The organism is Pseudobutyrivibrio sp. 49 (genome assembly GCF_900100545.1).
Classification (GTDB): Bacteria; Bacillota; Clostridia; order Lachnospirales; family Lachnospiraceae; genus Pseudobutyrivibrio.
Genome location: NZ_FNDP01000001.1, coordinates 621,985 through 643,947 on the forward strand (window position 1 = coordinate 621,985; position 21,963 = coordinate 643,947).

Annotated in this window: 23 protein-coding genes; 1 reads left to right on the forward strand and 22 read right to left on the reverse strand. The window is 37.9% G+C overall.

Translation table 11 applies throughout. The features are described 5' to 3' along the window. Positions 1–35: 35 nt before the first annotated feature. The 21 genes from BLP54_RS02800 to BLP54_RS02900 form a co-directional block, all read right to left on the reverse strand. On the reverse strand, positions 36–920 hold the full coding sequence (locus BLP54_RS02800) for a ribonuclease E/G (RefSeq protein WP_090166510.1): 885 nt from the start codon (positions 918–920) through the stop codon (positions 36–38). Beyond that, on the reverse strand, positions 910–1,626 hold the full coding sequence (locus tag BLP54_RS02805; protein ID WP_090166512.1) for a TIGR03936 family radical SAM-associated protein: 717 nt from the start codon (positions 1,624–1,626) through the stop codon (positions 910–912). The genes BLP54_RS02800 and BLP54_RS02805 overlap by 11 nt, the downstream gene beginning before the upstream one ends. Beyond that, complete coding sequence (locus tag BLP54_RS02810; protein ID WP_090166514.1) at positions 1,616–3,484, reverse strand: TIGR03960 family B12-binding radical SAM protein; 1,869 nt, start codon at positions 3,482–3,484, stop codon at positions 1,616–1,618. Before BLP54_RS02810 ends, BLP54_RS02805 begins: the two co-directional genes overlap by 11 nt. A 9-nt stretch (positions 3,485–3,493) precedes the next feature. Beyond that, entirely contained in the window at positions 3,494–4,774 is a 1,281-nt protein-coding gene (hisIE, locus tag BLP54_RS02815) for a bifunctional phosphoribosyl-AMP cyclohydrolase/phosphoribosyl-ATP diphosphatase HisIE (protein WP_090166517.1), read from the reverse strand. 21 nt (positions 4,775–4,795) lie between these two features. Further along, the gene (gene hisB, locus BLP54_RS02820; RefSeq protein ID WP_072918580.1) at positions 4,796–5,392 is read right to left on the reverse strand and encodes an imidazoleglycerol-phosphate dehydratase HisB; all 597 of its coding nucleotides are present in this window, start codon (positions 5,390–5,392) and stop codon (positions 4,796–4,798) included. Between the two features lie 125 nt (positions 5,393–5,517). Further along, on the reverse strand, positions 5,518–6,810 hold the full coding sequence (gene hisD / locus BLP54_RS02825; protein WP_090166519.1) for a histidinol dehydrogenase: 1,293 nt from the start codon (positions 6,808–6,810) through the stop codon (positions 5,518–5,520). Then, on the reverse strand, positions 6,797–7,453 hold the full coding sequence (gene hisG, locus BLP54_RS02830; protein ID WP_090166521.1) for an ATP phosphoribosyltransferase: 657 nt from the start codon (positions 7,451–7,453) through the stop codon (positions 6,797–6,799). The genes hisD and hisG overlap by 14 nt, the downstream gene beginning before the upstream one ends. A gap of 1 nt (position 7,454) precedes the next feature. After that, on the reverse strand, positions 7,455–8,441 hold the full coding sequence (hisZ, locus tag BLP54_RS02835; RefSeq protein WP_090166523.1) for an ATP phosphoribosyltransferase regulatory subunit: 987 nt from the start codon (positions 8,439–8,441) through the stop codon (positions 7,455–7,457). Positions 8,442–8,518: 77 nt separating this feature from the next. Then, the gene (locus BLP54_RS02840; protein ID WP_090166525.1) at positions 8,519–9,052 is read right to left on the reverse strand and encodes a Holliday junction resolvase RecU; all 534 of its coding nucleotides are present in this window, start codon (positions 9,050–9,052) and stop codon (positions 8,519–8,521) included. Further along, positions 9,039–9,974: an RluA family pseudouridine synthase gene (locus tag BLP54_RS02845; RefSeq protein WP_090166527.1), complete on the reverse strand. Its 936-nt coding sequence runs from the start codon at positions 9,972–9,974 to the stop codon at positions 9,039–9,041. Before BLP54_RS02845 ends, BLP54_RS02840 begins: the two co-directional genes overlap by 14 nt. After that, the gene (locus tag BLP54_RS02850) at positions 9,943–11,907 is read right to left on the reverse strand and encodes a YgiQ family radical SAM protein (RefSeq protein ID WP_090166529.1); all 1,965 of its coding nucleotides are present in this window, start codon (positions 11,905–11,907) and stop codon (positions 9,943–9,945) included. Before BLP54_RS02850 ends, BLP54_RS02845 begins: the two co-directional genes overlap by 32 nt. A gap of 57 nt (positions 11,908–11,964) precedes the next feature. Beyond that, positions 11,965–12,660, reverse strand: a complete 696-nt coding sequence (locus tag BLP54_RS02855) for an ATPase (protein ID WP_090166532.1) — start codon at positions 12,658–12,660, stop codon at positions 11,965–11,967. Between the two features lie 6 nt (positions 12,661–12,666). Further along, a complete protein-coding gene (gene coaD / locus BLP54_RS02860) occupies positions 12,667–13,155 on the reverse strand; it encodes a pantetheine-phosphate adenylyltransferase (protein ID WP_090166534.1) in 489 nt (162 codons plus the stop codon). A gap of 1 nt (position 13,156) precedes the next feature. Further along, positions 13,157–13,708, reverse strand: coding sequence for a 16S rRNA (guanine(966)-N(2))-methyltransferase RsmD (gene rsmD, locus BLP54_RS02865; protein ID WP_090166536.1), 552 nt, complete (start codon positions 13,706–13,708; stop codon positions 13,157–13,159). A 2-nt stretch (positions 13,709–13,710) separates the two neighbouring features. After that, complete coding sequence (locus tag BLP54_RS02870) at positions 13,711–14,190, reverse strand: CinA family protein (RefSeq protein WP_090166538.1); 480 nt, start codon at positions 14,188–14,190, stop codon at positions 13,711–13,713. After that, positions 14,190–14,732 carry a CDP-diacylglycerol--glycerol-3-phosphate 3-phosphatidyltransferase gene (pgsA, locus tag BLP54_RS02875; protein ID WP_090166540.1) on the reverse strand — a complete coding sequence of 181 codons (543 nt, stop codon included), beginning with the start codon at positions 14,730–14,732 and terminating at the stop codon, positions 14,190–14,192. Before pgsA ends, BLP54_RS02870 begins: the two co-directional genes overlap by 1 nt. Continuing rightward, entirely contained in the window at positions 14,729–16,057 is a 1,329-nt protein-coding gene (rimO, locus tag BLP54_RS02880) for a 30S ribosomal protein S12 methylthiotransferase RimO (protein ID WP_090166542.1), read from the reverse strand. Before rimO ends, pgsA begins: the two co-directional genes overlap by 4 nt. Before the next feature lie 5 nt (positions 16,058–16,062). Continuing rightward, on the reverse strand, positions 16,063–16,305 hold the full coding sequence (gene rpoZ, locus BLP54_RS02885) for a DNA-directed RNA polymerase subunit omega (protein ID WP_028247100.1): 243 nt from the start codon (positions 16,303–16,305) through the stop codon (positions 16,063–16,065). Between the two features lie 2 nt (positions 16,306–16,307). Next, a complete protein-coding gene (gene gmk, locus BLP54_RS02890; RefSeq protein ID WP_090166773.1) occupies positions 16,308–16,943 on the reverse strand; it encodes a guanylate kinase in 636 nt (211 codons plus the stop codon). Further along, complete coding sequence (locus BLP54_RS02895; RefSeq protein WP_330386123.1) at positions 16,936–17,199, reverse strand: DUF370 domain-containing protein; 264 nt, start codon at positions 17,197–17,199, stop codon at positions 16,936–16,938. The genes gmk and BLP54_RS02895 overlap by 8 nt, the downstream gene beginning before the upstream one ends. Before the next feature lie 2 nt (positions 17,200–17,201). Beyond that, the gene (locus tag BLP54_RS02900) at positions 17,202–18,080 is read right to left on the reverse strand and encodes a YicC/YloC family endoribonuclease (protein ID WP_090166546.1); all 879 of its coding nucleotides are present in this window, start codon (positions 18,078–18,080) and stop codon (positions 17,202–17,204) included. Positions 18,081–18,195: 115 nt separating this feature from the next. Here BLP54_RS02900 and BLP54_RS02905 point away from each other — a divergent pair, with 115 nt between their 5' ends. Then, on the forward strand, positions 18,196–19,947 hold the full coding sequence (locus tag BLP54_RS02905; protein WP_090166548.1) for an Rqc2 family fibronectin-binding protein: 1,752 nt from the start codon (positions 18,196–18,198) through the stop codon (positions 19,945–19,947). Here the strand turns inward: BLP54_RS02905 and recG are convergent. Beyond that, entirely contained in the window at positions 19,915–21,963 is a 2,049-nt protein-coding gene (gene recG / locus BLP54_RS02910) for an ATP-dependent DNA helicase RecG (RefSeq protein WP_090166550.1), read from the reverse strand. The genes BLP54_RS02905 and recG overlap by 33 nt on opposite strands.

Sequence of the window (21,963 nt, forward strand, 5' to 3'; positions counted from 1 at the left end):
AATAATTTTTCTCTTTCTGTCTCAATATTAAAGCATTATAGAATTATAGGTGAAAACAATCTTGATCGTGTTATTTCCATTAGACCTAGATTAGTAAAACCATGAATAGTCACATTAGAATAATCATCTTTAAAAGCATCCTTCGCAATTTCTATAAGCTTATCTTCTTCCTTGTTTGATACTTTTAATAAATCAATAATAATTATTCCAGAGATTGAGCGTAATCTAAGTTGCGCTGCAATTTCTTCTAATGCCTGTCGATTTGTTTCCATAGGTGAACCTTTGCCACCATTCTTTCCGGAATTAACATCAATAACGGTCATGGCCTCAGTAGATTCAATAACAATATTTCCACCATTTTTTATATATGCAACTTTTAACGTTACATTATCAAGTAGCTTTGTTAAATCAAACAATTGCCATAAAGAAAATGATTCATCTGTGTAGGCTCTTATGTTTAGATTTTTAGAAATGATTTCGTCTAAATCGGATACTATCTCGCAATCCTTATCCGCAAATTTTTCAATAAAGAAATCTATAAAATCTCTATAACCTGATGTAGAATTATCCTTTATGAAATTGCAGGAATAGGGCTTTGTTCCTTTTTTATCCTGACTAATTTGAACCAAGAACCTATCACTTTGACATACAAGCTTTTTATCTGAATGTCTTTCAATAAAGAAATCCGGCTTTAACTTACGTTTCTCAATAAACCCTTTATCCCCTGTAGAAAGTTTCAATATACAAGCATCAATATCATTTAAAACCTTTTCAACTGTAGCCTCACATACGACACCGACTTTGGTGACGTCAAGATTAAAAATATCTAAAGGTTTATCTTTTTCATCAAAAGAAACAAGGAGCCGAAGCTCCTTATCTAAATATATTCCTTTTGTAATTACGCATTTTTTAATGCTCATCACCAATATCTCCTAAAGAAATTAAGGAATCTGGCTCACCAGTAAACATATCCATTCTTCTTATATCAAGTGAAAGCTCATCAAATTCTGGCAATCCAATGAATTCATGGAAAGCCTTAACAACTAATTCTGGCTTAATATTGTCTGTGCTACCGCTTGAAAGAAGGAGGTCATATTCTGGTTTACCTTCTTTAATAATTAAATTGAAACGGTAGATAAGAGGCTTTAAATCAAGCTCTCTTTCACCCTTTTTAGTCTTCTTAACAATATTAATGCTAGAAGCTTCATCAAAGAATCTTTCCTTTAAATCGATAATATTATCGATGTAGCAGGCGTCATCCTTTGAATCTTTATAAGTTACAACGTAGCTTGCAGCAGTAACTGCAGACATACATTTTTCAGCGGAATCTGGAAGATATTTGAAACCAATAATCTCAAGGCCTTCAACCATATTATCATTTAAAGCCTTAAGGGCTGATGCAGCATCAACCTTTTCCTTTAAATCAATATCCATGTACTCACCTTCAGAGGTAAGACCTACACCAAGTGGTGCTGCAAATGACATGATCTGATGTGGATTAAAGCCTTCTGAATATCTGATTGGAAGCTCTGATCTTTTAACCGCCTTCTGGAAAAATCTCATAAGGTCCAAATGACCTACATATCTCATTATGCCTGTCTTGGCAAATTTAACTCTAACGCGCATTATGACATACCCCCGATCCAATAATTCCTGCACCACAACCGTTGCAGCTCATTTTACAATTAGGAGTAACCTTAGCGTTCATAGCGTTGTTCCACTCTCTCTTAAGGAAATCCTTAGTAACGTGACAATTAATGAAATCCCATGGTAGAATTTCATCTAAATCACGCTGACGGTATGCATAATAATCTATTGAAATATTATTCTTTTCAAAAGCAGCAAGCCACTTATCGAAATCAAAGTATTCACCCCAGGCATCAAAGAAACATCCGCTCTTATAAGCATCTAAAATAGCTGGACAAAGACGTCTGTCTCCGCGGGCAAACACACCCTCAAGAACAGTAACATCAGAATGATGCCAGTTATACTTAAGCGACTTCTGATTAAGCTGAGCCTTCATCTCGTCATTAACAACCTTGGCACGACGCAAGTACTCTCCAGCCTCGTACATTGGAGCCCACTGGAATGGAGTAAATGGCTTTGGTACGAAGAATGATGTAGAAATAGTAATCTGGCAACGACCCTGACGCTGTTCCTTTGGAACAGTATCGTAATAAGCCGCAGCCACTTCATTAGCAAGCTGTGGGATAGCCTTCATATCCTCATCAGTCTCAGTAGGAAGACCAAGCATAAAGTAGAACTTAACCTTGTTCCAGCCACCCTTAAATGCAAGTGTGGCACCACCGATGATATCTTCTACAGTAAGACCTTTGTTAATTACATTACGCATTCTCTGAGAGCCTGCCTCAGGAGCAAATGTGATACTTGATTTTCTAACATCCTGAACCTTTGACATAACATCAAGAGAAAATGCGTCAATACGTAAAGAAGGTAATGAAACATTAACACCCTCTGATAAACAGTCATCAATAAGGAAATCCATAAGCTCACCAAGAGCATGATAATCACTTGATGAAAGTGAGCTAAGGGAAATCTCCTCGTGTCCTGTAGATGCAAGAAGCTCTCTTGCCTGCTCCTTAAGAACCTCAACAGACTTTTCTCTATTTGGACGATAAATCATACCAGCCTGACAGAAACGACAGCCTCTGATACAGCCACGCTGAATCTCGAGGACAACTCTGTCCTGAATAGCACGAACGAATGGAATAAGCATCTTTGTAGGATAGCTTGAAGAATCCATATCTTTTACAACCTGACGGTCAATTACAGCTGGAACATCATCATAAATAGGCTTAAAGCTTTCAATTGTTCCATCAGATTCCTTATAAGTAACCTCGTAAAAAGCTGGTACATAAATTCCTGGAATCTTTGCTGCTGCTCTAAGGAAAGACTGACGGTCAAAGCCCTTTGCCTTGTGTTCTTTATATAAGTCGAGAAGAAGTGGATAGCTGGTCTCACCCTCTCCCACGTAAACTAAATCAACAAAATCAGCGATAGGCTCTGGATTAGTGGCACAAGGACCACCCACAATAACGATAGGATCATCGTTTTCACGATCCTTAGACTCTAAAGCCACACCAGCCAAATCAAGAATCTGAAGGATATTGGTGTAGCACATCTCATACTGAAGTGTCATACCAATGAAATCAAAATCCTTGATAGCATCCTGTGATTCTAACGCAAAAAGAGGTATATTACGCTCCTTCATCAGATTATGTAAATCTGGCCATGGCGAATATACCCTTTCACAATATGTATCCTCACGCTTGTTAAGCATATCGTAAAGGATAGCTATACCCAGGTGAGACATACCTACTTCGTAGACATCAGGGAAGCACATAGCAAATCTGATGTCTACGTCAGCAGGATTCTTTTTCACACTATTAAATTCGTTGCCGATATAACGTGCAGGCTTGTCAATCTGCATCAAAATATCGTCAGGTAATGCAAGTTTTTTCATATAATAATTTTATCTTTGAGCAAGCTCAGATGTAATATCTTCCCAGGTAACTCCTTTGGCAACCATAAGAACCATCATATGATACAGGAAGTCTGAAATCTCATATTTGGTCTCTTCAGAATCAGGATTCTTGGCTGCAATAACAATCTCTGTAGCCTCTTCACCCACTTTTTTAAGAATCTTATCCAATCCCTTATCAAAAAGATAATTCGTGTATGAACCTTCCTTAGGATTCTTCTGACGGTCAGCAATAACTGCATAAACATCCTCGAATACCTTAAGTGGATTACGCTCAATATACTCCTTTTTTACTATCTCATTGAAGAAGCAGCTAGGTGCACCAGTGTGGCATGCCACTCCAACCTGAGAAACTTTCGCCAAAATAGTATCAAAATCACAGTCAGCAGTCAATGACTTGACAAACTGGAAATGCCCGCTTGTCTCACCCTTAACCCAAAGAGACTGTCTTGAACGAGAGTAATATGTCATCTTGCCTGTGCGAATTGTAGTATTGAAGGATTCCTCGTTCATGTATGCAAGCATAAGAACCTCGCCTGTCTGAAAATCCTGAATAACTGTAGGCACAAGTCCATTTGCATCTGGCTTTAAATCTGACCAAGCAAGCTTAGGCTCAAAGTTATCCATCTTAATACCAGAATCAGAAAGCTCGCTCTTCATCTGCATGATATTGAAATTAGTATCATTAATAAACTGTCCAGAAATACCACGGATCTGATCTGACTTTAATACCTTTATCACCTTATCGAGATCATACTCTTCTACCTGTGCAATATATGGAATCTCGGTAATGTTCTCAAGTCCCTCTAAAAGAGATGTATTCATGATAAGTAATTCATGAATGTTGCTTGGGAGGAAATCCTTTGTCTTAAACAGGAAATCAACTGTAGAAAGACTTACCAGCATTTTCTGGGCACCAAATCTGGCACTGGCTTCCTTAATCAGGTCAATGGTCTCAGGCTTTGATCCGTTAAGAATAACCTCTACACATCCAGCATAGAGAAGCTTCTTAACATCCTCGAGACGCTTAATGTTTCCTCCGCCAGCTGTCTTAACCTGTACATTACGGTTAATCTCTCTGATAGCGAGGATGTTCTTCTCATGTTCCTCGTCATCAGTAGATAAATCATAACAAATAATTTTATCTATACCGCTGTCATCATATACTGATGCCAGCTCAAGTACATCCTTTTTTACTTCAAGATCAGTAGGGCTCTTTACCGCCATACCATCCTTGATATAAATAGTGGCAACTATGTTTTTGTGTTCCATGTCAAGTCCTGCTCCTTTAAATTAAATTGAACCCTTTGTTGTCATTGTGGAATTATTAAGTCTTGGGTCAATAGTTGTAGCCTCGTCCAATGCTTTGGCAAATGCCTTAAACATTGCCTCACACATATGATGTGAATTTCCCGGTGTAAGAACCTTAATATGTAAATTCATTCCTGCTGAATAAGAAATAGCATAGAAAAATTCTTTTACCATCTCGGTATCCATGTAACCAATTTTTTCTGTAGGGAATTCAGCTTCAAAAGATAAATATGGTCTGTTACATAAATCCACAGCAACAAGCACTAAAGTCTCGTCCATAGGAAGGATGCAGCTGCCATAACGCTTAATTCCAAGCTTCCCCCCGCAGGCTTTTTTGATTGCATTGCCAAGCACTATTCCTGTGTCCTCAATAGTATGATGGCAATCAACCTGTAAATCCCCCTTTATTGATGCAGATAAATCAAAGAGACCATGTCTTGTAAAAGCGTCAAGCATGTGATCAAAAAAGCCAATACCTGAGCTTACCTGACACTCACCTGAACCATCAATTGAAAAATCGATGGTAATATCTGTTTCTTTAGTTTTTCTGGCAACCTTTGCCCTGCGTTCCTCTGACATAATTTCACCTAATTATTTATAATTCCCACGCCTTTAATTATACCGAAAATACGAATTTAATTAAAGGATGGTAAACTACACAAAATGAGCTTTTAATTTTATATAAATTTCCCTTTTATATGATTCTAGATCTCTTCAAAACGAACCTTGATTGAGTTTGCGTGTGCTGTAAGCTGCTCGTTGTTAGCGAACTTTACGATATCAGGATATACCGCCTCAAGAGCCTCTTTTGAGTATGAAATAATACTTGATTTCTTAATAAAATCATCCACTGAAAGTGGCGAGAAAAATCTTGCTGTACCGTTAGTAGGAAGTACATGATTTGGTCCTGCAAAATAGTCTCCAAGCGGCTCTGAAGAATACTGTCCAAGGAAAATAGCACCAGCATTTTTCACGTAAGTCATAGCCTCAAAAGGATTAGCTGTCACAATTTCTAAGTGCTCTGATGCGATAGCGTTTACACAGTCAATGGCATCCTTCATATTGTCCGCGACGAGTAAATATCCAAAGTTATCAAGTGACTTTTGAATAATGTCTTTTCTCGAAAGTATATTTACAAATCTCTCAATTTCCTTTTCAACTTCATCAGCCAGTTTTTCCGATGTTGTAACAAGAATGGCAGACGCAAGCTCATCATGCTCTGCCTGCGATAATAAATCGGCAGCTACATATGTAGGATTAGCAGTCTCATCTGCAAGTACTAAAATTTCTGAAGGGCCGGCAATAGAATCGATAGATACATAACCAAATACAGCCTTTTTTGCAAGGGCTACGAAAATATTTCCAGGACCAACAATCTTATCAACCTTTGCAATCGACTTTGTACCAAAAGCCAATGCTGCTATTGCCTGTGCGCCACCACATTTATAAATTACATCTACACCCGCTTCGTTGGCTGCCACAAGAGTGCTAGGATTAACTTTTCCATTTTTGTCGCATGGGGTTGTCATATAAATAGTTCCAACACCTGCAACTTTGGCAGGCATTACGTTCATCAATACAGATGAAGGATATACTGCTTTTCCTCCTGGAACATACACACCAACCTTAGCAAGAGGTGTTATCTTCTGACCAAGAATTATTCCCTCTTCAGAAGAAAACCAGCTATTTTGCTTTTGCTTTGCATGGTACTTTTCAATGTTTACAAGAGCTTTACGAATAACCTCTATAAGCTCTTGTGGAACAAGATTATAAGCTTCTTCAATCTCCTCTTTTGTAACAACAATATTATTTTCATTTATATCCGCACCATCAAACTTCTTCGTATATGCGAATATTGCCTCATCACCATTTACTCTAACGTTATTTACAATCTCATTAACGGTAGCCTCGTACTCTGTGTACTGGTTTGGGCTACGTTTAAGAAGTGTCTCCAAAATATTATCTATGGTGTTTGCTGTAAGCCTAAGCTTTCTCATTTTCAAGTGCTCCCTTCAGCTTTTCAATAAGCTCTGTAATTCTTTCATATTCCATCTTCATGGACACCTGATTTACTACCATTCTGGCTGAAAGTGGACATACCTCTTCAAGAACCACAAGTCCATTTTCTCTAAGAGTAGAACCCGTCTCTACAATGTCTACGATAACCTCAGAAAGTCCAACAATAGGTGCCAGTTCGATAGAACCATTCAACTTAATAATCTCAACTGTCTGATTTTTTGTGTTATAGAAATGATCCTTTGCAATACGAGGATATTTGCTGGCAACACGGATAAGCTCATGGTGCTTCAATAACTCAGCAGCTTCAGCTGGTCCACAGACACACATTCTGCACTTTCCAAAACCAAGATCCAAAACCTCGTAAATATTACGGTTCTCCTCAAGGATAGTATCCTCTCCAACCACTCCTATATCTGCTGCTCCATATTCCACATAGGTTGGAACATCAGGTCCTTTTGCAAGGAAGAATTTAAGCTTTAAGTCCTCATTTGTGAAGATAAGCTTTCTTGTATCAGGATCTTTCATCTCCTCGCAGGTAATTCCAATACTTTCAAATAAAGCAAGTGTTTGTTTTGCAAGTCGTCCCTTTCCAAGGGCAAAAGTTAAATATCTGTCACTCATATTATTGTCTCTCCAATGCTAACATCAGCTGGTCAACGGTAATAGCAAAGCCAATGGCAGGTGAATCCTTGCCAAATAGGCTAAGTAGGGAGTCATAGCGTCCCCCCTTAACAAGTGGCTCACCAACTCCATAGGAATATCCTGTAAAGATGATTCCTGTATAATATTTGTATTCAGAGATCATTCCAAGCTCAAAGGAGATAAAATCCATCACCTTATTTTTGTTAAGCAATTCATAGAGCTTTGTAAGATACTCTAGTGCATCATATACCTTCTTGTACTTCTTTGCCTTATCCATATAAGGCTTCCATTCTGTAGGCGAATTTAAAATCTTTCCAGTAAGATCAAATAAATCAATAAGGCTTTTTGATACGCCTGCACTTTCAAGTAATTCCTTTGCGCCAAAGAAATTCTTGTTTGAAATAAGTCCTACAAGCTTTTCTTCCATGTCCTCTGAAAGATTAGCTGCGTCAATAAGTCCTCGAACAATATCAAAATGACCTACACCAATTTCAAATTCCTTAAGTCCACTTTCTTTTAAAGCGTTGACAACAATGGTAAGAATTTCTGCATCAGCATCTACAGAGCTGTCTCCAATAAACTCACAGCCTGCCTGTGTACTTTCCTTTAAACGTCCCTGAAGGCTATGATAGTTAATAAATACATTTCCCTCATAAGAAAGCTTAACAGCCCCATCTGTGTCAGAAAAATACATTGCTGCAGCTCTTGCAATAGATGGTGTGATATCTGGCCTCAAAACAAGTGTATTTCCATCTCTATCAAAGAACTTAAACATTTCATTAGACTCACATGAACCTACTTCTCTTGAGAATGTATCAAAATATTCAAAGGTAGGTGTGGAAATAGGTGCATAATTATACTTTTTAAAACATTTTCTAAGATTGTATAAAGTATCAAGTCTACGCTCATACTCACTGTTGTAAATGTCTCGAACACCCTCTGGTGTATGTAAGGTTAAATTTTTCATATTAGTTACCTCATGGGTTGAATTCACTTTAGTCTGCTAATGTAATAAAGTAACAATATCAAAAAACAGCCACAAAGTCAACCTTTGCGACTGCTCAAATCAATATTAATCATATCAAGGTACGGAACCAAAAGGTTTGGCTTTGTCTGAAAGAAGAACTTTTCATCAAGCTCTTCTATCCTAAAGCTCTTCCTTCCTCCCTCTGTCATTCTGTCCCAGAAAGTCTTTAACTGGGCATATGTAAGATAATAATACATATCTCTTTCACTAAAGAAAATAAGGATAAAGGCAAGCCCATCCTGAGCTTCCCATTTGCCCATGAAATCTATCTGGTGTTGATGAATGTTCTGAAGAGGGAAGGTATCTTTGTTACATTCCTTTGCGTCAAAACAAACGGGAATTCCCTGAATCGCTCCTACATAATCGACAGTAGATTTCTGGTCAAAATACGCCAGTGTAATATGACCCTTTTTATCCATATCAATAGGCGTAATAGGTGTAGGGATTTTCTGAATCAATGCCAAGCCATTCTCTTCATATACCTCATTGGTCTTATTAATAAACTCCTCGAAGGTAGATCCTCGAAGCCCCCTTGATTTAAAAGTAGACATTAAACTCCTCCGGCTCTTTTGCTTCAAAATAGCTTCCGTCCTCAAATTCAATAGAGAAGGCATGAAGAAGCTGAGATTTTACATTAAGCCTTTTGTTTATATTCGCATTTCCGTATTTCATATCACCTAAAATCGGATGACCAATTGATGCCAGGTGTGCTCTAATCTGATGAGTTCTACCAGTAATCAGGTGAATCTCTAAAAGTGTAAGGTCATTATCCAAATGCTTTATAGGACTGTAAGCTGTTTTAATTGGCTTGGCATCCTTTTTTTCTTTATCAAGAATCGTAACCTTGTTAGTGGCCTCATCCTTATAAAGGAATCCATCAATGGTCTGTGACTCGGTAATATTTCCAAGAACAATAGCATGATAAAGCTTCTTACAGCTACGCTCCTTTAGAGCCAGACCAAGGTTCTGGGCTGTCTTAAGATTCTTTGCAAAAAGTACAATGCCAGAAGTATTTCTATCAAGTCTGTTGCAGATACTAGGATGAAAATGCTTAAAACTCTCTTCAGAAAGCTGACCCGTTTTTATCATGTAAGAAATAGCCATCTCATTGATAGAAACCTCTCCATCAGAATCCTTCTGTGACTTGATTCCAGATGGCTTATTAATAATAATCATATCCTCGTCCTCATGGACAATATTAATGTTATTAGGCGCCTTGGAAATAGCCCCATACAAAGGATCTGCCTGGGTTGCACCGCTCATCTTTTCAAAGGTCTCATCTGAAAACCAGATTTTAACCACATCACCCGTATTAAGTTTTTCTGAGCCATCAGCCTTTTTATCATTTAAAGTGATATTCTTTTTTCGCAGCATCTTATAGATAAAAGAAGTGCTGGCCTCTGATAACACTCTTTTTAAATATTTATCAAAACGCTGATTGCTATTTGCGTCGTCTATTCTTAGTTCTTTCATTTGAAGTCTTTTTATTCTTATTATTTTTATTTTCTGTTGGTCTTACATTTTTACCATTAGATTTCTTATTCTGAGCATTTCCTGATTTGTTGGCTGGCTTCTTATCAGAATGATTCTTAGAGAAATCCTTACCCTTTATCTTTCTAGGAGGGATAAGACACTCATCACCAAAACCAATCAAATCCTCTCTGCCGGCCTTCATAAGAGCCTCTTTAACAAGGTCATAATTTTCAGGTCTCTTGTACTGGATAAGAGCTCGCTGCATAGCCTTCTCATGCGGATTCTTACATACATAAACAGGCTTCATATCCCTAGGATCTATCTCTGTGTAGTACATGGTAGTAGAAATTGTACTAGGTGTAGGATAAAAATCCTGAACCTGTTCCGGAGACAAATGATGATCACGCAAGTACTCTGCCAAGGCAATAGCATCATCTAGCGTAGAACCCGGGTGAGAACTCATTAAATAAGGCACCAAATACTGCTTTAAACCAAGTTCTTTGTTAATCTTCGCATATTTATCGCAGAAAGCATTATAAACGCTTATATCAGGCTTTCCAAGGTAACTAAGTACATTGTTAGAAATATGCTCTGGCGCTACCTTAAGCTGACCACTGATATGGTATTTGCAAAGATCTCTTAAGAAAGTATCGTCCTTATCGTACATTACATAATCGAAACGCACACCGGAACGAACAAATACTTTCTTTACCCTTGGAAGCTTTCTAAGCTTAGTTAAAAGCTCCACATATTCCTTGTGGCTAACCTGAAGGTTAGGACACTTTGTAGGGAACAAGCACTGTCTATTAGTACAAACACCCTTTTCCATCTGCTTTTTGCAGGATGGATTTCTAAAGTTTGCTGTAGGGCCACCTACGTCATGGATATATCCTTTAAATTCTGGATCCTCGGTGATAAGCTTTGCTTCCTCAATAATAGATTCCTGACTTCTTGACTGGATAATACGACCCTGATGGAAAGTAAGTGCACAGAAGTTACATCCTCCAAAACAGCCTCTATTACTGATGAGAGAAAACTTTACTTCCTTGATAGCAGGAATTCCACCATCCTTCTCGTACATTGGATGATAGGTACGCATATACTCGATAGCATAAACATCGTCCATCTCCTGTCGTGAAAGAGGCTTCTGAGGTGGATTCTGAATAACATACATCGCACCATCATAAGTCTCCACCAATTTCTTAGCTGTGAAGGCATCCGTATTTACGTATTGAGTATAGAAACTTTTTGCATAAGTTTTCTTATCAGCTTTTATATCCTCATAAGATGGCAACATAATTCCGTCCTCAGTAAAGGACTTATCTCTTGTCTTATAGACAGTACCATCAATATAAGTAATATCCCTAACATCCATACCAGATGCAAGACAATCTGCTATCTCAACAACAGAACGTTCTCCCATTCCATAGGAAATGATATCAGCTCCTGAATCAAGAAGGATTGAACGTCTAACCTTATTAGACCAGTAATCATAATGAGCAAGTCTTCTAAGGGATGCTTCGATTCCTCCGATAATAATAGGCTTTGTCTTATAAGTATGTCTAATCAGGTTACAATAAACAATCGTAGCGTAATCCGGTCTAAGTCCAGCCTTGCCTCCTGGAGAATAATTATCGTATTCTCTGTGATGCTTAGAGACACTGTAATGATTAACCATGGAATCCATGTTTCCAGCTGACACAAAGAATCCTAATCTTGGCTCACCAAGAATATTAATTGAATTATCATCTTTCCAGTCAGGCTGAGGGATGATTCCTACGGTATAACCATGTAACTCTAATATTCTACAAATAATTGCAGCTCCAAAAGAAGGATGATCAACATAAGCATCACCGCAGACATATACAAAATCAAGCTGCTCAATGCCTCTTTCCTTCATATCCTTTTTAGAAACTGGTAAAAACTGTTGCATAAATACCTCTTAAATAATTAAGGCATCCAACCTGTGGATGCCCCTAAATTTTGATGATTACTCTTTATTAAAGAACTGATCTGGAATATCAAGTGCTGGAATATCTTCCTCCTCATTTGAATGAGCAGCCTGAATAGCTGGTTCCTCTGGTGTAGCTACAGGCTCAGCTGTCTGGACACTTGCTGGATCAGAATTACCTTCATTAATTGAATCTGGAACAAGTGACGCTCTGTTAGCATCTACAGTATCCAAATATGTCTGCATTGTAGCAAGGAAGGTCTCGTTACGATTTCTAGTAGTCTCAATGGAGTTAGCAAGGATAGTCTGAATATTTGCAAGAAGCTCATCCGTATATGCGATAGCTCCCATACGAATGTTGTTTGCATCCTCAGTAGCTCTGTCAATCTTCTCCTGAGCATTCTTCTGAGCTATAAGAATTACTTCATTTGCCTGAGCATATGCCTGTTGCATAATCTGGTGCTCAGAAACAAGCTCATTAGTCTGAATCTGTGCTTTGCTGATAATCTCATCAGCCTTAGCTTTTGCATCAGCTAAAATCTGCTCTCGATTGGCAATCATGCGCTGATATTTCTTTATCTCATCAGGAGTCTTTGTTCTAAGTTCCTGAATTAAAGATTCTAATTCATCTCTATTAACAACAATTTTGCTTGTTGAAAAAGCTGTTGGCTTACAATCATCAATATAAGCTTCAATCTCGTCGATAATATCTTCTATTTTACTTGCGTTTGGCATGATATTTTACTTCTCCTTGTTTTTTAATTTGGCTTCTATGAGAGGTATAACCTGAGCTGGCACGAATAGGCTGATATCTCCCCCGTAAGACGCAAATTCCTTTGCGACTGTAGAACTCAAATAAGAATACTTTAAAGATGTTGTCATAAACAACGTTTCAAGCTCAGGATACTGAACCTTATTTGACTGAGCTAACTGAATTTCATTTTCAAAATCAGTAACCGCTCTAAGGCCTCTGATAATAACCTGCGCATCTTTTTTCTTAGCGAAATCAACCAATAATCCTTCAAAACACTCAACTTTAACGTTATCTAAATTTTCAGTCAATTCCTTTATCATACTAACACGTTCGTCAATGGAAAACAACGGATTTTTTTGGTTGTTGTTGAGAACGCCAACAATTAATTCATCGCATAATTTACTTGCTCTTTTAATAATATCCAAATGACCAAAAGTAATTGGATCGAAACTTCCTGGATAAATTGCTCTTTTCATTTTACGCCTTCTTCAAAAAAATATGTTTATTAGTCTTATAGACCTTCTCTTTAGTGATTGAATAGCCTAAATCTGAAACATAATCAAATTCTGTTTCTATGCTGGCCTCAACAATAATAACTGTGTTATCAGAAATATAATCTCTGGTAATAAGAGCCTCTAAAACCTGCTTTTCGATAAGCTTATTGTATGGAGGGTCCATAAAAACTATATCAAAACCATCGGCGCATTTTATTCTGCTAAGAGCAGAAAAAACATCTTCATTATAGACTTTTGAACAATCCTCAAACTTAGCCTTAGCTATATTATGATTAATACAGCTAAGAGCCTTCTTATCCTTTTCAACAAATACAGCTTCTTTTGCACCTCTACTAAGTGCCTCTATACCCATCTGACCACTTCCAGAAAACAAATCTAAAAAGCAGCAATCAGGAATATCAAAAGCTATCATATTAAAAAGTGTCTCTTTTATTCTGTCTGAGGTTGGTCTGGTATCAAGTCCTTCTGGAGTCTCAAGAACCATACCTCGTTTACTACCGGATATTATTCTCAAAGTTATTCACCTAATTTATTAATACATTCTGAAAGAAGCTGAAGAGCTTCTTTAGTAGCTGCAGTACGGACTGTGGTTCTGTCACCTTTGAGATGAAGTTCCTTGACGGTACATTCATCATCTCCGTATGCACAGCCAATATAAACAAGACCAACCGGTTTCTTAGGAGAACCGCCACCTGGACCTGCAATTCCTGTAGACGATAAACCAAAATCTGCCTTAGCCTTTTTTCTGACCCCTTTAGCCATCTCTAATGCTGTTTCATAACTGACAGCTCCATGGGCAATAAGTGTGGATTCTTTAACTCCAAGATTTTTCATCTTTGCTTCGTTTGAGTATGTAACATACCCTTCGTTAAAGCAGTCTGAAGCACCTGGAACATCCACTATAGTACTGGCAATCATGCCACCAGTACATGACTCAGCAGTGGCTACAGAGTAGCCACCGCCTGACAATGTGCTAATAATAGCATCAACATCCATTATTTCTGCTCCTTAAGCACATCAATATTCTGATAGATATAAATTACAAGGGATAAAATTGTCATGATAAGTGCAACCCATTTGAAGATTTCACCAAGAACAGTAAGCCATCCAAATGGAAGATTTGCTACTAAAATAACAATCATAATCATCTGTGTTGTTGTTTTGATCTTACCAAAAATGTTTGCTGCAATAACAAGACCATTTTCAGCGGCAATAAGTCTGAATCCAGAAATGATAAACTCTCTTGCAATGATAATGATTACATACCATGCAGCGAGCTGCTTTGTCTGGATAAGACAAATCATGGCAGAACAAACAAGAAGCTTGTCTGCAAGTGGATCCATAAACTTTCCAAAGTTTGTTACAAGATTGTATTTACGTGCAATCTTGCCGTCGGCCATATCTGTAAGTGATGCTGCGATAAAGATAAGGTCAGCGATGATTCTAAGTGCTGTGATTTCTGGATTAATAAGCAGAAAGAACACAAAGAATGGGATCATGATAACTCTTAACAGTGTTAATTTGTTTGGTAAATTCATAACGCTACATCTCCTATCAAATCATATTCATCAAAACTTGTAACAGTCACATCAACAAACTGACCGCTTACAAGCTCGGTGTCACTATTAATAAAAATGAAGCCATCTACAGATGGAGTATCTCGATAAGTACGTCCGATAAACACACCATCCTCAGGAAGCTTTCCTTCAACAAATACAGGAATTGTTCTTCCAACATAGTTCTGATTGTTGGACATCGAAATGTCCTTCTGGCAAAGCATAACTTCGTCCTGCCATTTATGCTTTAAGTCTTCGTCTACTTGATTATCCCATGTGGCAGCCACTGTGCCATCTTCCTTTGAATAAGCAAAAGCACCAAGTCTGTCAAACTTCATGTCCTTAATGAACTGAAGAAGCTCCTGATGCATTTCCTCAGTCTCACCTGGGAAACCGCAAATCAAAGTGGTACGAAGTGAAATATCTGGCATTGCTTTTCTTAAACGATCAGCAATATTCATAATATCAGCTTTGTTAGTCTTGCGTCCCATCTTTCTGAGAAGCTCATCATTACAATGCTGAATAGGCATATCTATGTAGTGACAAATCTTTGGCTGAGAAGCCATACACTCTATAAGCTCATCTGTAATTTCTTCTGGATAAGCATATAAAATACGAATCCATTTAAGGTCTTCTATCTCACAAAGCTTATTCAAGAGCTCTGGTAAAGATTTCTTACCATAAAGGTCCATTCCATAAACTGTGGTCTCCTGTGCAACAAGAATAAGCTCTTTTACACCGTCAGCTACAAGCTGTTTAGCCTCGGCTAAAATCTGCTCCATTGGAACTGAACGATAATCGCCTCTAATATATGGAATGATACAGTAGGTGCATCGTTTGTTACAACCTTCTGCTATTTTAAGATAAGCGAAATGTCCGCCTGTTGTAAGGACTCTTCTTCCGTCCTTTGGAAGACCTGTAAGAGGCTTTTTATAAACAGGCTTTTCGCCATTTTTTTCGAGGACTTTATTAATTGCATTAATCAGCTCATCATAGGAATTTGTTCCAATGATAGCATCTACCTCTGGAAGGTCTGCAATAATCTCATCTGTAAATCTCTGAGCAAGACATCCTGTAACAATAAGTCCCTTGAGATTGCCCGTCTCTTTGTACTGGCCAAGGTCTATAATGTTCTGGATACTCTCCTCCATGGCATCAGCAATGAAAGAACATGTATTTACAACAATGATATCAGCCTCAGCCTCGTCATCACAAATTGTAAATCCCTGCTCCATCAAATCACCAAGCATGTGCTCAGAATCAACCAGGTTTTTATCACAACCAAGAGAAACAAATAAAACTTTCATAAAAATTAGTTATTAACTTCCTCGTTTAAGATTTTGATAGCACCGTCATTAAGCTCATTTACAGCAATTGAAAGTGGCTTATCACCCTTCTGATACTTGATAAGTGGATCTGCTCCGTCGATAATCTGACGTGCACGCTTTGCTGTAGCAGCAACGATTGTATAACGTGAGTTAACTACTGGCTCCTCACCAACCTCAACGTTCTCATTAACCTTTTCCATAAGTTCTACATAAGATGGATGTATCATAATTAATTACTCCTTTCAAACATCTTTAATTCGTTTTTCATATCATTGATGGCTTTAGTATTTCTCGAAACCTTGAAATGTTCAGCCTGAATTATATTATGAACCTGATCTACAGCTTTCTCTAAAGAATCATTTACAATCAGGTAATCATACTGGTCCATATACTGAGATTCCTTGCAGGAAATAGCAAGTCTCTGAGAAATAACCTCAGGAGTCTCAGTGCCTCTGCCAACAAGTCTGTTCTCTAATTCTTTTGCAGAAGGTGGCATTGTAAATAATAACAACGCATCTGGATACATCTCCTTAACCTGGAGAGCTCCCTGAATCTCGATTTCAAGAATAACATCCTTTTTTTGCTCAATAAGCTGTTCTACATAAGCTCGTGGTGTGCCGTAAGAATTACCATTGAAGGTAGCATACTCTAAAAGCTCGTTATTCTTAATCATATCATCAAACTCTTCTCGAGTTTTGAAGAAATATTCTCTGCCGTTCTTTTCTCCAGCACGAATGCCTCTAGTTGTAGCAGAAATTGAAAGATTATAATCATTAGGGTGTGCCTCAAGCAGATGCTTCATAATAGTCCCTTTACCAGCTCCTGAGAAACCAGAAAGAACTATAACAAGCCCTTTATCATGCATCATAATCCGAATCCTCCTTCGTGGAATTTTCTATTATTCTCCCCGCTATTGTATCCGGCATTAAAGCTGATAAAACTACATGCTGGTCACAAACAATTACACATCTTGTACGTCTTCCCTGTGTAGCATCAATAATTGTACCCTTCTCCTTTGCATTAGCGATAATGCGTTTTGCTGGCGCAGAATCTGATGTTACCATGGAAACGATTTTTTTGCTATTAATAATATTTCCAAAACCAATATTTACGAAAGCCATAATTATTCTATATTCTGAATCTGCTCCCTAACTTTTTCTATAAGAGTCTTAAGAGTAATACCAATGTCTGCAATTTCTACATCAGTAGATTTTGAAAGAATGGTATTGGCTTCACGATTGAGCTCCTGTGCAAGGAAGTCAAGCTTACGACCTACTTCTTTATCTAAATCAAAAACGGAACGTGTCTCAGCTACGTGGCTCTTAAGACGAACCATTTCTTCATCAATGCAAATCTTATCTGCATATAACACTACTTCCTGAGCGATTCTGTTCTCGTCTATTTTGGTATCCTCTAAAAGCTCATGAACTTTTGTAAGAAGCTTTGTTCTATATTCTTCGATAATCTGTGGGCTTCTCTCCTCAAGCTTATCTACCAAAACAAGCATCTCATCCATCTTAGCAATCAAATCTGCCTCAAGACGATTTCCTTCGGCAATACGAGCTTCGATAAACTGCTTGATACAATCATCAAGTGCTTTAAGTACAAGCTCCTTTAGGCTATCCTCATCAGCCTCCATCTCCTCAAGCTCGATAACATCTGGAAGACGTGAAATGCTGCTAGCCTTCATATCATTATCAACACCAAGCTTTTCAGCCATTGCTGAGATAGATTCATAATACTTTAACGCAATTGCATCATTAATAGATACCTGATAGCAGGCATCTGAATGCTCGTTAAGAGTAATATAAACATCTACTTTTCCCCTGAAAATACTCTCGCTGATTTTATTGCGAACTGTGCTCTCTAAGAAGTTGAGCTTCTTAGGAAGTTTGATATTAAGATCAAGATATCTGTGATTAACAGACTTCATCTCAATGGTGACCCTAGCGTCACTATTTTCGGCAATTCCTTTGCCATAACCTGTCATGCTTCGTACCATGTGAGTCTCCTTTTGGCTATGTATGTCGCAAACTATCCCACATTTACATAGTTGTTTTTAATTATAATTAAAGATACAATAATAGTCAATTATAGATTGAAAGGACTTAGATTTTATGGCACTTGACGGAATTTCTATACACTCATTGGTTCATGAATTTAATGAGAATCTTTTAAATGGAAAAATCAATAAAATATCTCAGCCTGAAAAGGAAGAGCTATTGATTACTATAAATACTCAAAATGGAAACAAGAGACTTTTAATTTCAGCAAACGCTTCTCTCCCATTTATGTACATAACAGCTGATAACAAGCCTGCTCCTGCCACAGCCCCAGGCTTTTGCATGTTACTCAGAAAACATATTGGTGCAGGACGTATTATTGAAATCTCTCAGATGGAATTAGAGCGAGCTGTTCGTTTTAAAATCCAGCACCTTAACGAAATGGGTGATATCACTTTCAAATACCTTTACGTAGAAATCATGGGCAAGCACTCCAATATCATCTTCTGCAATGAAGACAATATGATATTGGATGCTATCAAGCATGTACCTTCATCAGTCAGCTCTGTACGAGAGGTACTTCCAGGACGTGAATATTTCATTCCTGCCCAGGAAGGTAAAATCAATCCACTCACTGTTTCTGAAGATTATTTCAAAAATACCGTTTTAAAGCGAAGTGAATCAATTTTCAGAGCGATAATGTCCTCTTTCATCGGTATCAGCCCTACTATTGCAAACGAAATCTGCTACAGAGCAGGTATTGATTCAGATGCCAGCTGTGCATCACTTTTTGATGAACATAAAGATTCTTTATATAAAAGCTTTTCTGATTTAATGAACGATGTTTCTTCAGACAATTACAATTACAACATCATGATGGATGAAGCAAAGGGCGAACCTGTAGAATATGCTCCTGTAATTCTTACTATGTATCAGGACAAGACTCCAAAAAGCTATGACAGCATGTCAGAGGTATTGGTTGAGTTCTATGCTAAAAGAAATCAATACACCAACATAAGACAAAAATCCTCTGATTTAAGAAAAATCATCTCAAATCACATAGAGCGTGCTTCTAAAAAACTTGATTTACAGCTCAAACAGCTTAAGGACACTGATAAGCGTGATAAATACAAACTTTACGGTGAGCTTCTTCACACCTATGGATACGAAGCCAAACCTCAGGATAAATCAATCACTGTAATAAATTATTACAACAACGAAGAACTAACTATTCCGTTGGATCCAGATTTTTCTGCTTCTGAAAATGCCAAACGATATTTTGATAAATACGCAAAGCTAAAAAGAACAGCCGAAGCTCTTGATACCTATATAGAACAGTCTAAGCAGGAACTGGAGCTTTTAAAATCAATTGAAACTTCACTTAACATCGCTGAAACCGAAACAGATTTAGCAGATATCAGACGGGAGCTTTCCGACCACGGATTCATAAAAAAGCACTCTGGTAACAAAAAAGAAAAAGTCAAAAAGAGCAAGCCACTACATTTTGTCGACGATAATGGCTTTGATATCTACGTTGGAAAGAACAATTATCAAAATGATGAACTCACCTTCAAATTTGCTACTGGAAACGATTGGTGGTTCCATACAAAAAAGATTCACGGAAGTCATGTTATCGTGAAAACCAATGGTAAAGAGCTGCCTGACAGTTCTTATGAATATGCAGCAGAGCTGGCTGCTTACTACTCTTCTGGAAGAGATACCGATAAAGTAGAAATTGACTATCTCCAAAAGAAGAACGTAAAAAAGCCCGCCAGTGCTGTGGCAGGCTTTGTAGTCTATTACACAAATTATTCGATGGTGGTTTCTCCAACCTTAGAGCACGTAAAACTGATTAGCCAGGAATAAATTCAAGGTGGACCTTAGATCTGGATGGTTGTCCAGTCCAGGGTCCTCTTTTAATATATCGTCTACATCATTAGAGGCCATCTCAAGCTCATCAGCATCCTGATAAATATCAGCAACTCTGAAACTAAATTCTCCACTTTGTCTCACTCCAAACATATCGCCAGGTCCGCGAAGCTTTAAATCCTCTCTGGCAATATAAAAACCATCGTTTGACTTAAGCATTATATTTAGTCTTTCAGACTGCCTATCGTCGGCGCTGCCATTCATAAGAATACAATAGCTCTGCGCATCTCCTCGTCCCACACGGCCTCTCAGCTGATGAAGCGCCGCCAGACCAAATCGATTGGCATTTTCAATCATAATAACAGTTGCATTAGGAACATTTACGCCAACCTCAACAACTGTAGTAGAAACTAAAATCTGAGTCTTATGTTCTGCAAAATCTGACATCACCTGATTCTTCTCAGCAGGTTTCATTTTTCCATGCAAAACACCTATTTCATATTGATCTTTAAAATAGTCCTTCAGCTTCTTACTGTAATCAGTAACATTCTGTGCCTCTGTAGTCTCAGAAGCTTCTACTAATGGGCAAATAATATATACCTGGTGCCCCTTTGCAATCTCGTCTGATACAAATTTATAAGCTGTTGGTCTCATACTTTCCTTAATGACGCAGGTTTTAATAGGCAATCTGTTTGCAGGAAGTTCCTTTATCGCCGATACATGCATATTTCCGTACAAAATCATTGCTAACGTTCTAGGAATCGGTGTGGCTGACATTACAACAATATGAGGATGATTTCCCTTGGAAGAAAGCTTATCTCTTTGCTGCACACCAAATCTATGCTGCTCATCTGTAATAACTAAGGCCAGTTCGCCAAAGGTACGGCCTTCAGAAATCAGTGCGTGTGTACCAATAATCAGACAAGCGTCATTTTCGTCAACCAGCTTTTGCATAGCTTTTTTCTCAGAAACCTTCATAGAGCCTGTAAACAATGCTACTGGTATATCCAGCCCTGCTTCTTTAACCCAATTTACAAAGGTTTCATAATGCTGCTTTGCAAGTACTTCTGTTGGTGCCATTATCGCCGCCTGATATCCTGATAAAGCTACATCAAGCATAGCAAGAAAGGCTACTATAGTCTTTCCACTACCAACATCTCCCTGTATAAGTCTTTGAGTCACAAACTCACCTGTAAGGTCAGATAAAATATCCTCTAAAACTTTGGACTGATCATTAGTCAATGCAAACTTCAATCCAGCTCTAAACTCATCTGTTTCTTTATGATGATTAATATCGAATTCGTTTGGAAAGGAAACTGCCCTGTCTTCCTGCAATCTGGAATTAAGGATAAAAAAGAACATCTCCTCATATGCAAGGCGTTTTCTGGCAGCCACTAAATCCCCAAAGGTATCTGGAAAATGATAGGTATTTATAGCCTTTGAATAAGACATGAAACCATTCTTTTCCTCTAAGTAATCTGGAAGCCTGTTATCAGGTATCTTACAGTGTACAAGAGCCTCCTTAACAGCCTTAACCACAGTAGTGTTACCAAGTCCCTTAGTAAGAGGATAAATTGGCTGAATCTGTTTTCTAAGATCAACATATTTTTCAGGCTCAAATATAGCAGGCTGAGACATTTTAAAACGCCCCTTATCAAAGATTAATCTGCCATAAAATATATAAACCTTTCCCGGCTCAAAAGTCCCTTTAAGATAATTGGAATTAAACCAAACTAAATCTACAGGAATATCTCCAGAAAAAGCTGTAGCTGAAAGCACATCCATTCTACTTTTCGAACGGAAAGCTTTTGGGGAAGTTTTGATTCTTCCGGAAATACTAATTAATGAATTGACACTATCCTTATCAGGTGTCTGTGGTTCTGGATAAACTAAATATGTACGTGGAAAAAAAAGGAGTATATCCTCAATGGTATATACTCCTAACTTATTTAAATATTTAGCTGTCTTTTCGCCAACGCCTTTAATAGTGTCTACTGGTGACAACATTTCCAT

What these genes read in the sequence shown, in the direction of transcription:
- BLP54_RS02800 (WP_090166510.1), bottom strand. Translation starts at nt 920, where the DNA reads ATGAGCATTAAAAAATGCGTAATTACAAAAGGAATATATTTAGATAAG.
- BLP54_RS02805 (WP_090166512.1), bottom strand. Translation starts at nt 1,626, where the DNA reads ATGCGCGTTAGAGTTAAATTTGCCAAGACAGGCATAATGAGATATGTA.
- BLP54_RS02810 (WP_090166514.1), bottom strand. Translation starts at nt 3,484, where the DNA reads ATGAAAAAACTTGCATTACCTGACGATATTTTGATGCAGATTGACAAG.
- hisIE (WP_090166517.1), bottom strand. Translation starts at nt 4,774, where the DNA reads ATGGAACACAAAAACATAGTTGCCACTATTTATATCAAGGATGGTATG.
- hisB (WP_072918580.1), bottom strand. Translation starts at nt 5,392, where the DNA reads ATGTCAGAGGAACGCAGGGCAAAGGTTGCCAGAAAAACTAAAGAAACA.
- hisD (WP_090166519.1), bottom strand. Translation starts at nt 6,810, where the DNA reads ATGAGAAAGCTTAGGCTTACAGCAAACACCATAGATAATATTTTGGAG.
- hisG (WP_090166521.1), bottom strand. Translation starts at nt 7,453, where the DNA reads ATGAGTGACAGATATTTAACTTTTGCCCTTGGAAAGGGACGACTTGCA.
- hisZ (WP_090166523.1), bottom strand. Translation starts at nt 8,441, where the DNA reads ATGAAAAATTTAACCTTACATACACCAGAGGGTGTTCGAGACATTTAC.
- BLP54_RS02840 (WP_090166525.1), bottom strand. Translation starts at nt 9,052, where the DNA reads ATGTCTACTTTTAAATCAAGGGGGCTTCGAGGATCTACCTTCGAGGAG.
- BLP54_RS02845 (WP_090166527.1), bottom strand. Translation starts at nt 9,974, where the DNA reads ATGAAAGAACTAAGAATAGACGACGCAAATAGCAATCAGCGTTTTGAT.
- BLP54_RS02850 (WP_090166529.1), bottom strand. Translation starts at nt 11,907, where the DNA reads ATGCAACAGTTTTTACCAGTTTCTAAAAAGGATATGAAGGAAAGAGGC.
- BLP54_RS02855 (WP_090166532.1), bottom strand. Translation starts at nt 12,660, where the DNA reads ATGCCAAACGCAAGTAAAATAGAAGATATTATCGACGAGATTGAAGCT.
- coaD (WP_090166534.1), bottom strand. Translation starts at nt 13,155, where the DNA reads ATGAAAAGAGCAATTTATCCAGGAAGTTTCGATCCAATTACTTTTGGT.
- BLP54_RS02870 (WP_090166538.1), bottom strand. Translation starts at nt 14,190, where the DNA reads ATGGATGTTGATGCTATTATTAGCACATTGTCAGGCGGTGGCTACTCT.
- pgsA (WP_090166540.1), bottom strand. Translation starts at nt 14,732, where the DNA reads ATGAATTTACCAAACAAATTAACACTGTTAAGAGTTATCATGATCCCA.
- rimO (WP_090166542.1), bottom strand. Translation starts at nt 16,057, where the DNA reads ATGAAAGTTTTATTTGTTTCTCTTGGTTGTGATAAAAACCTGGTTGAT.
- rpoZ (WP_028247100.1), bottom strand. Translation starts at nt 16,305, where the DNA reads ATGATACATCCATCTTATGTAGAACTTATGGAAAAGGTTAATGAGAAC.
- gmk (WP_090166773.1), bottom strand. Translation starts at nt 16,943, where the DNA reads ATGCATGATAAAGGGCTTGTTATAGTTCTTTCTGGTTTCTCAGGAGCT.
- BLP54_RS02895 (WP_330386123.1), bottom strand. Translation starts at nt 17,199, where the DNA reads ATGGCTTTCGTAAATATTGGTTTTGGAAATATTATTAATAGCAAAAAA.
- BLP54_RS02900 (WP_090166546.1), bottom strand. Translation starts at nt 18,080, where the DNA reads ATGGTACGAAGCATGACAGGTTATGGCAAAGGAATTGCCGAAAATAGT.
- BLP54_RS02905 (WP_090166548.1), top strand. Translation starts at nt 18,196, where the DNA reads ATGGCACTTGACGGAATTTCTATACACTCATTGGTTCATGAATTTAAT.
- recG (WP_090166550.1), bottom strand. Translation starts at nt 21,963, where the DNA reads ATGGAAATGTTGTCACCAGTAGACACTATTAAAGGCGTTGGCGAAAAG.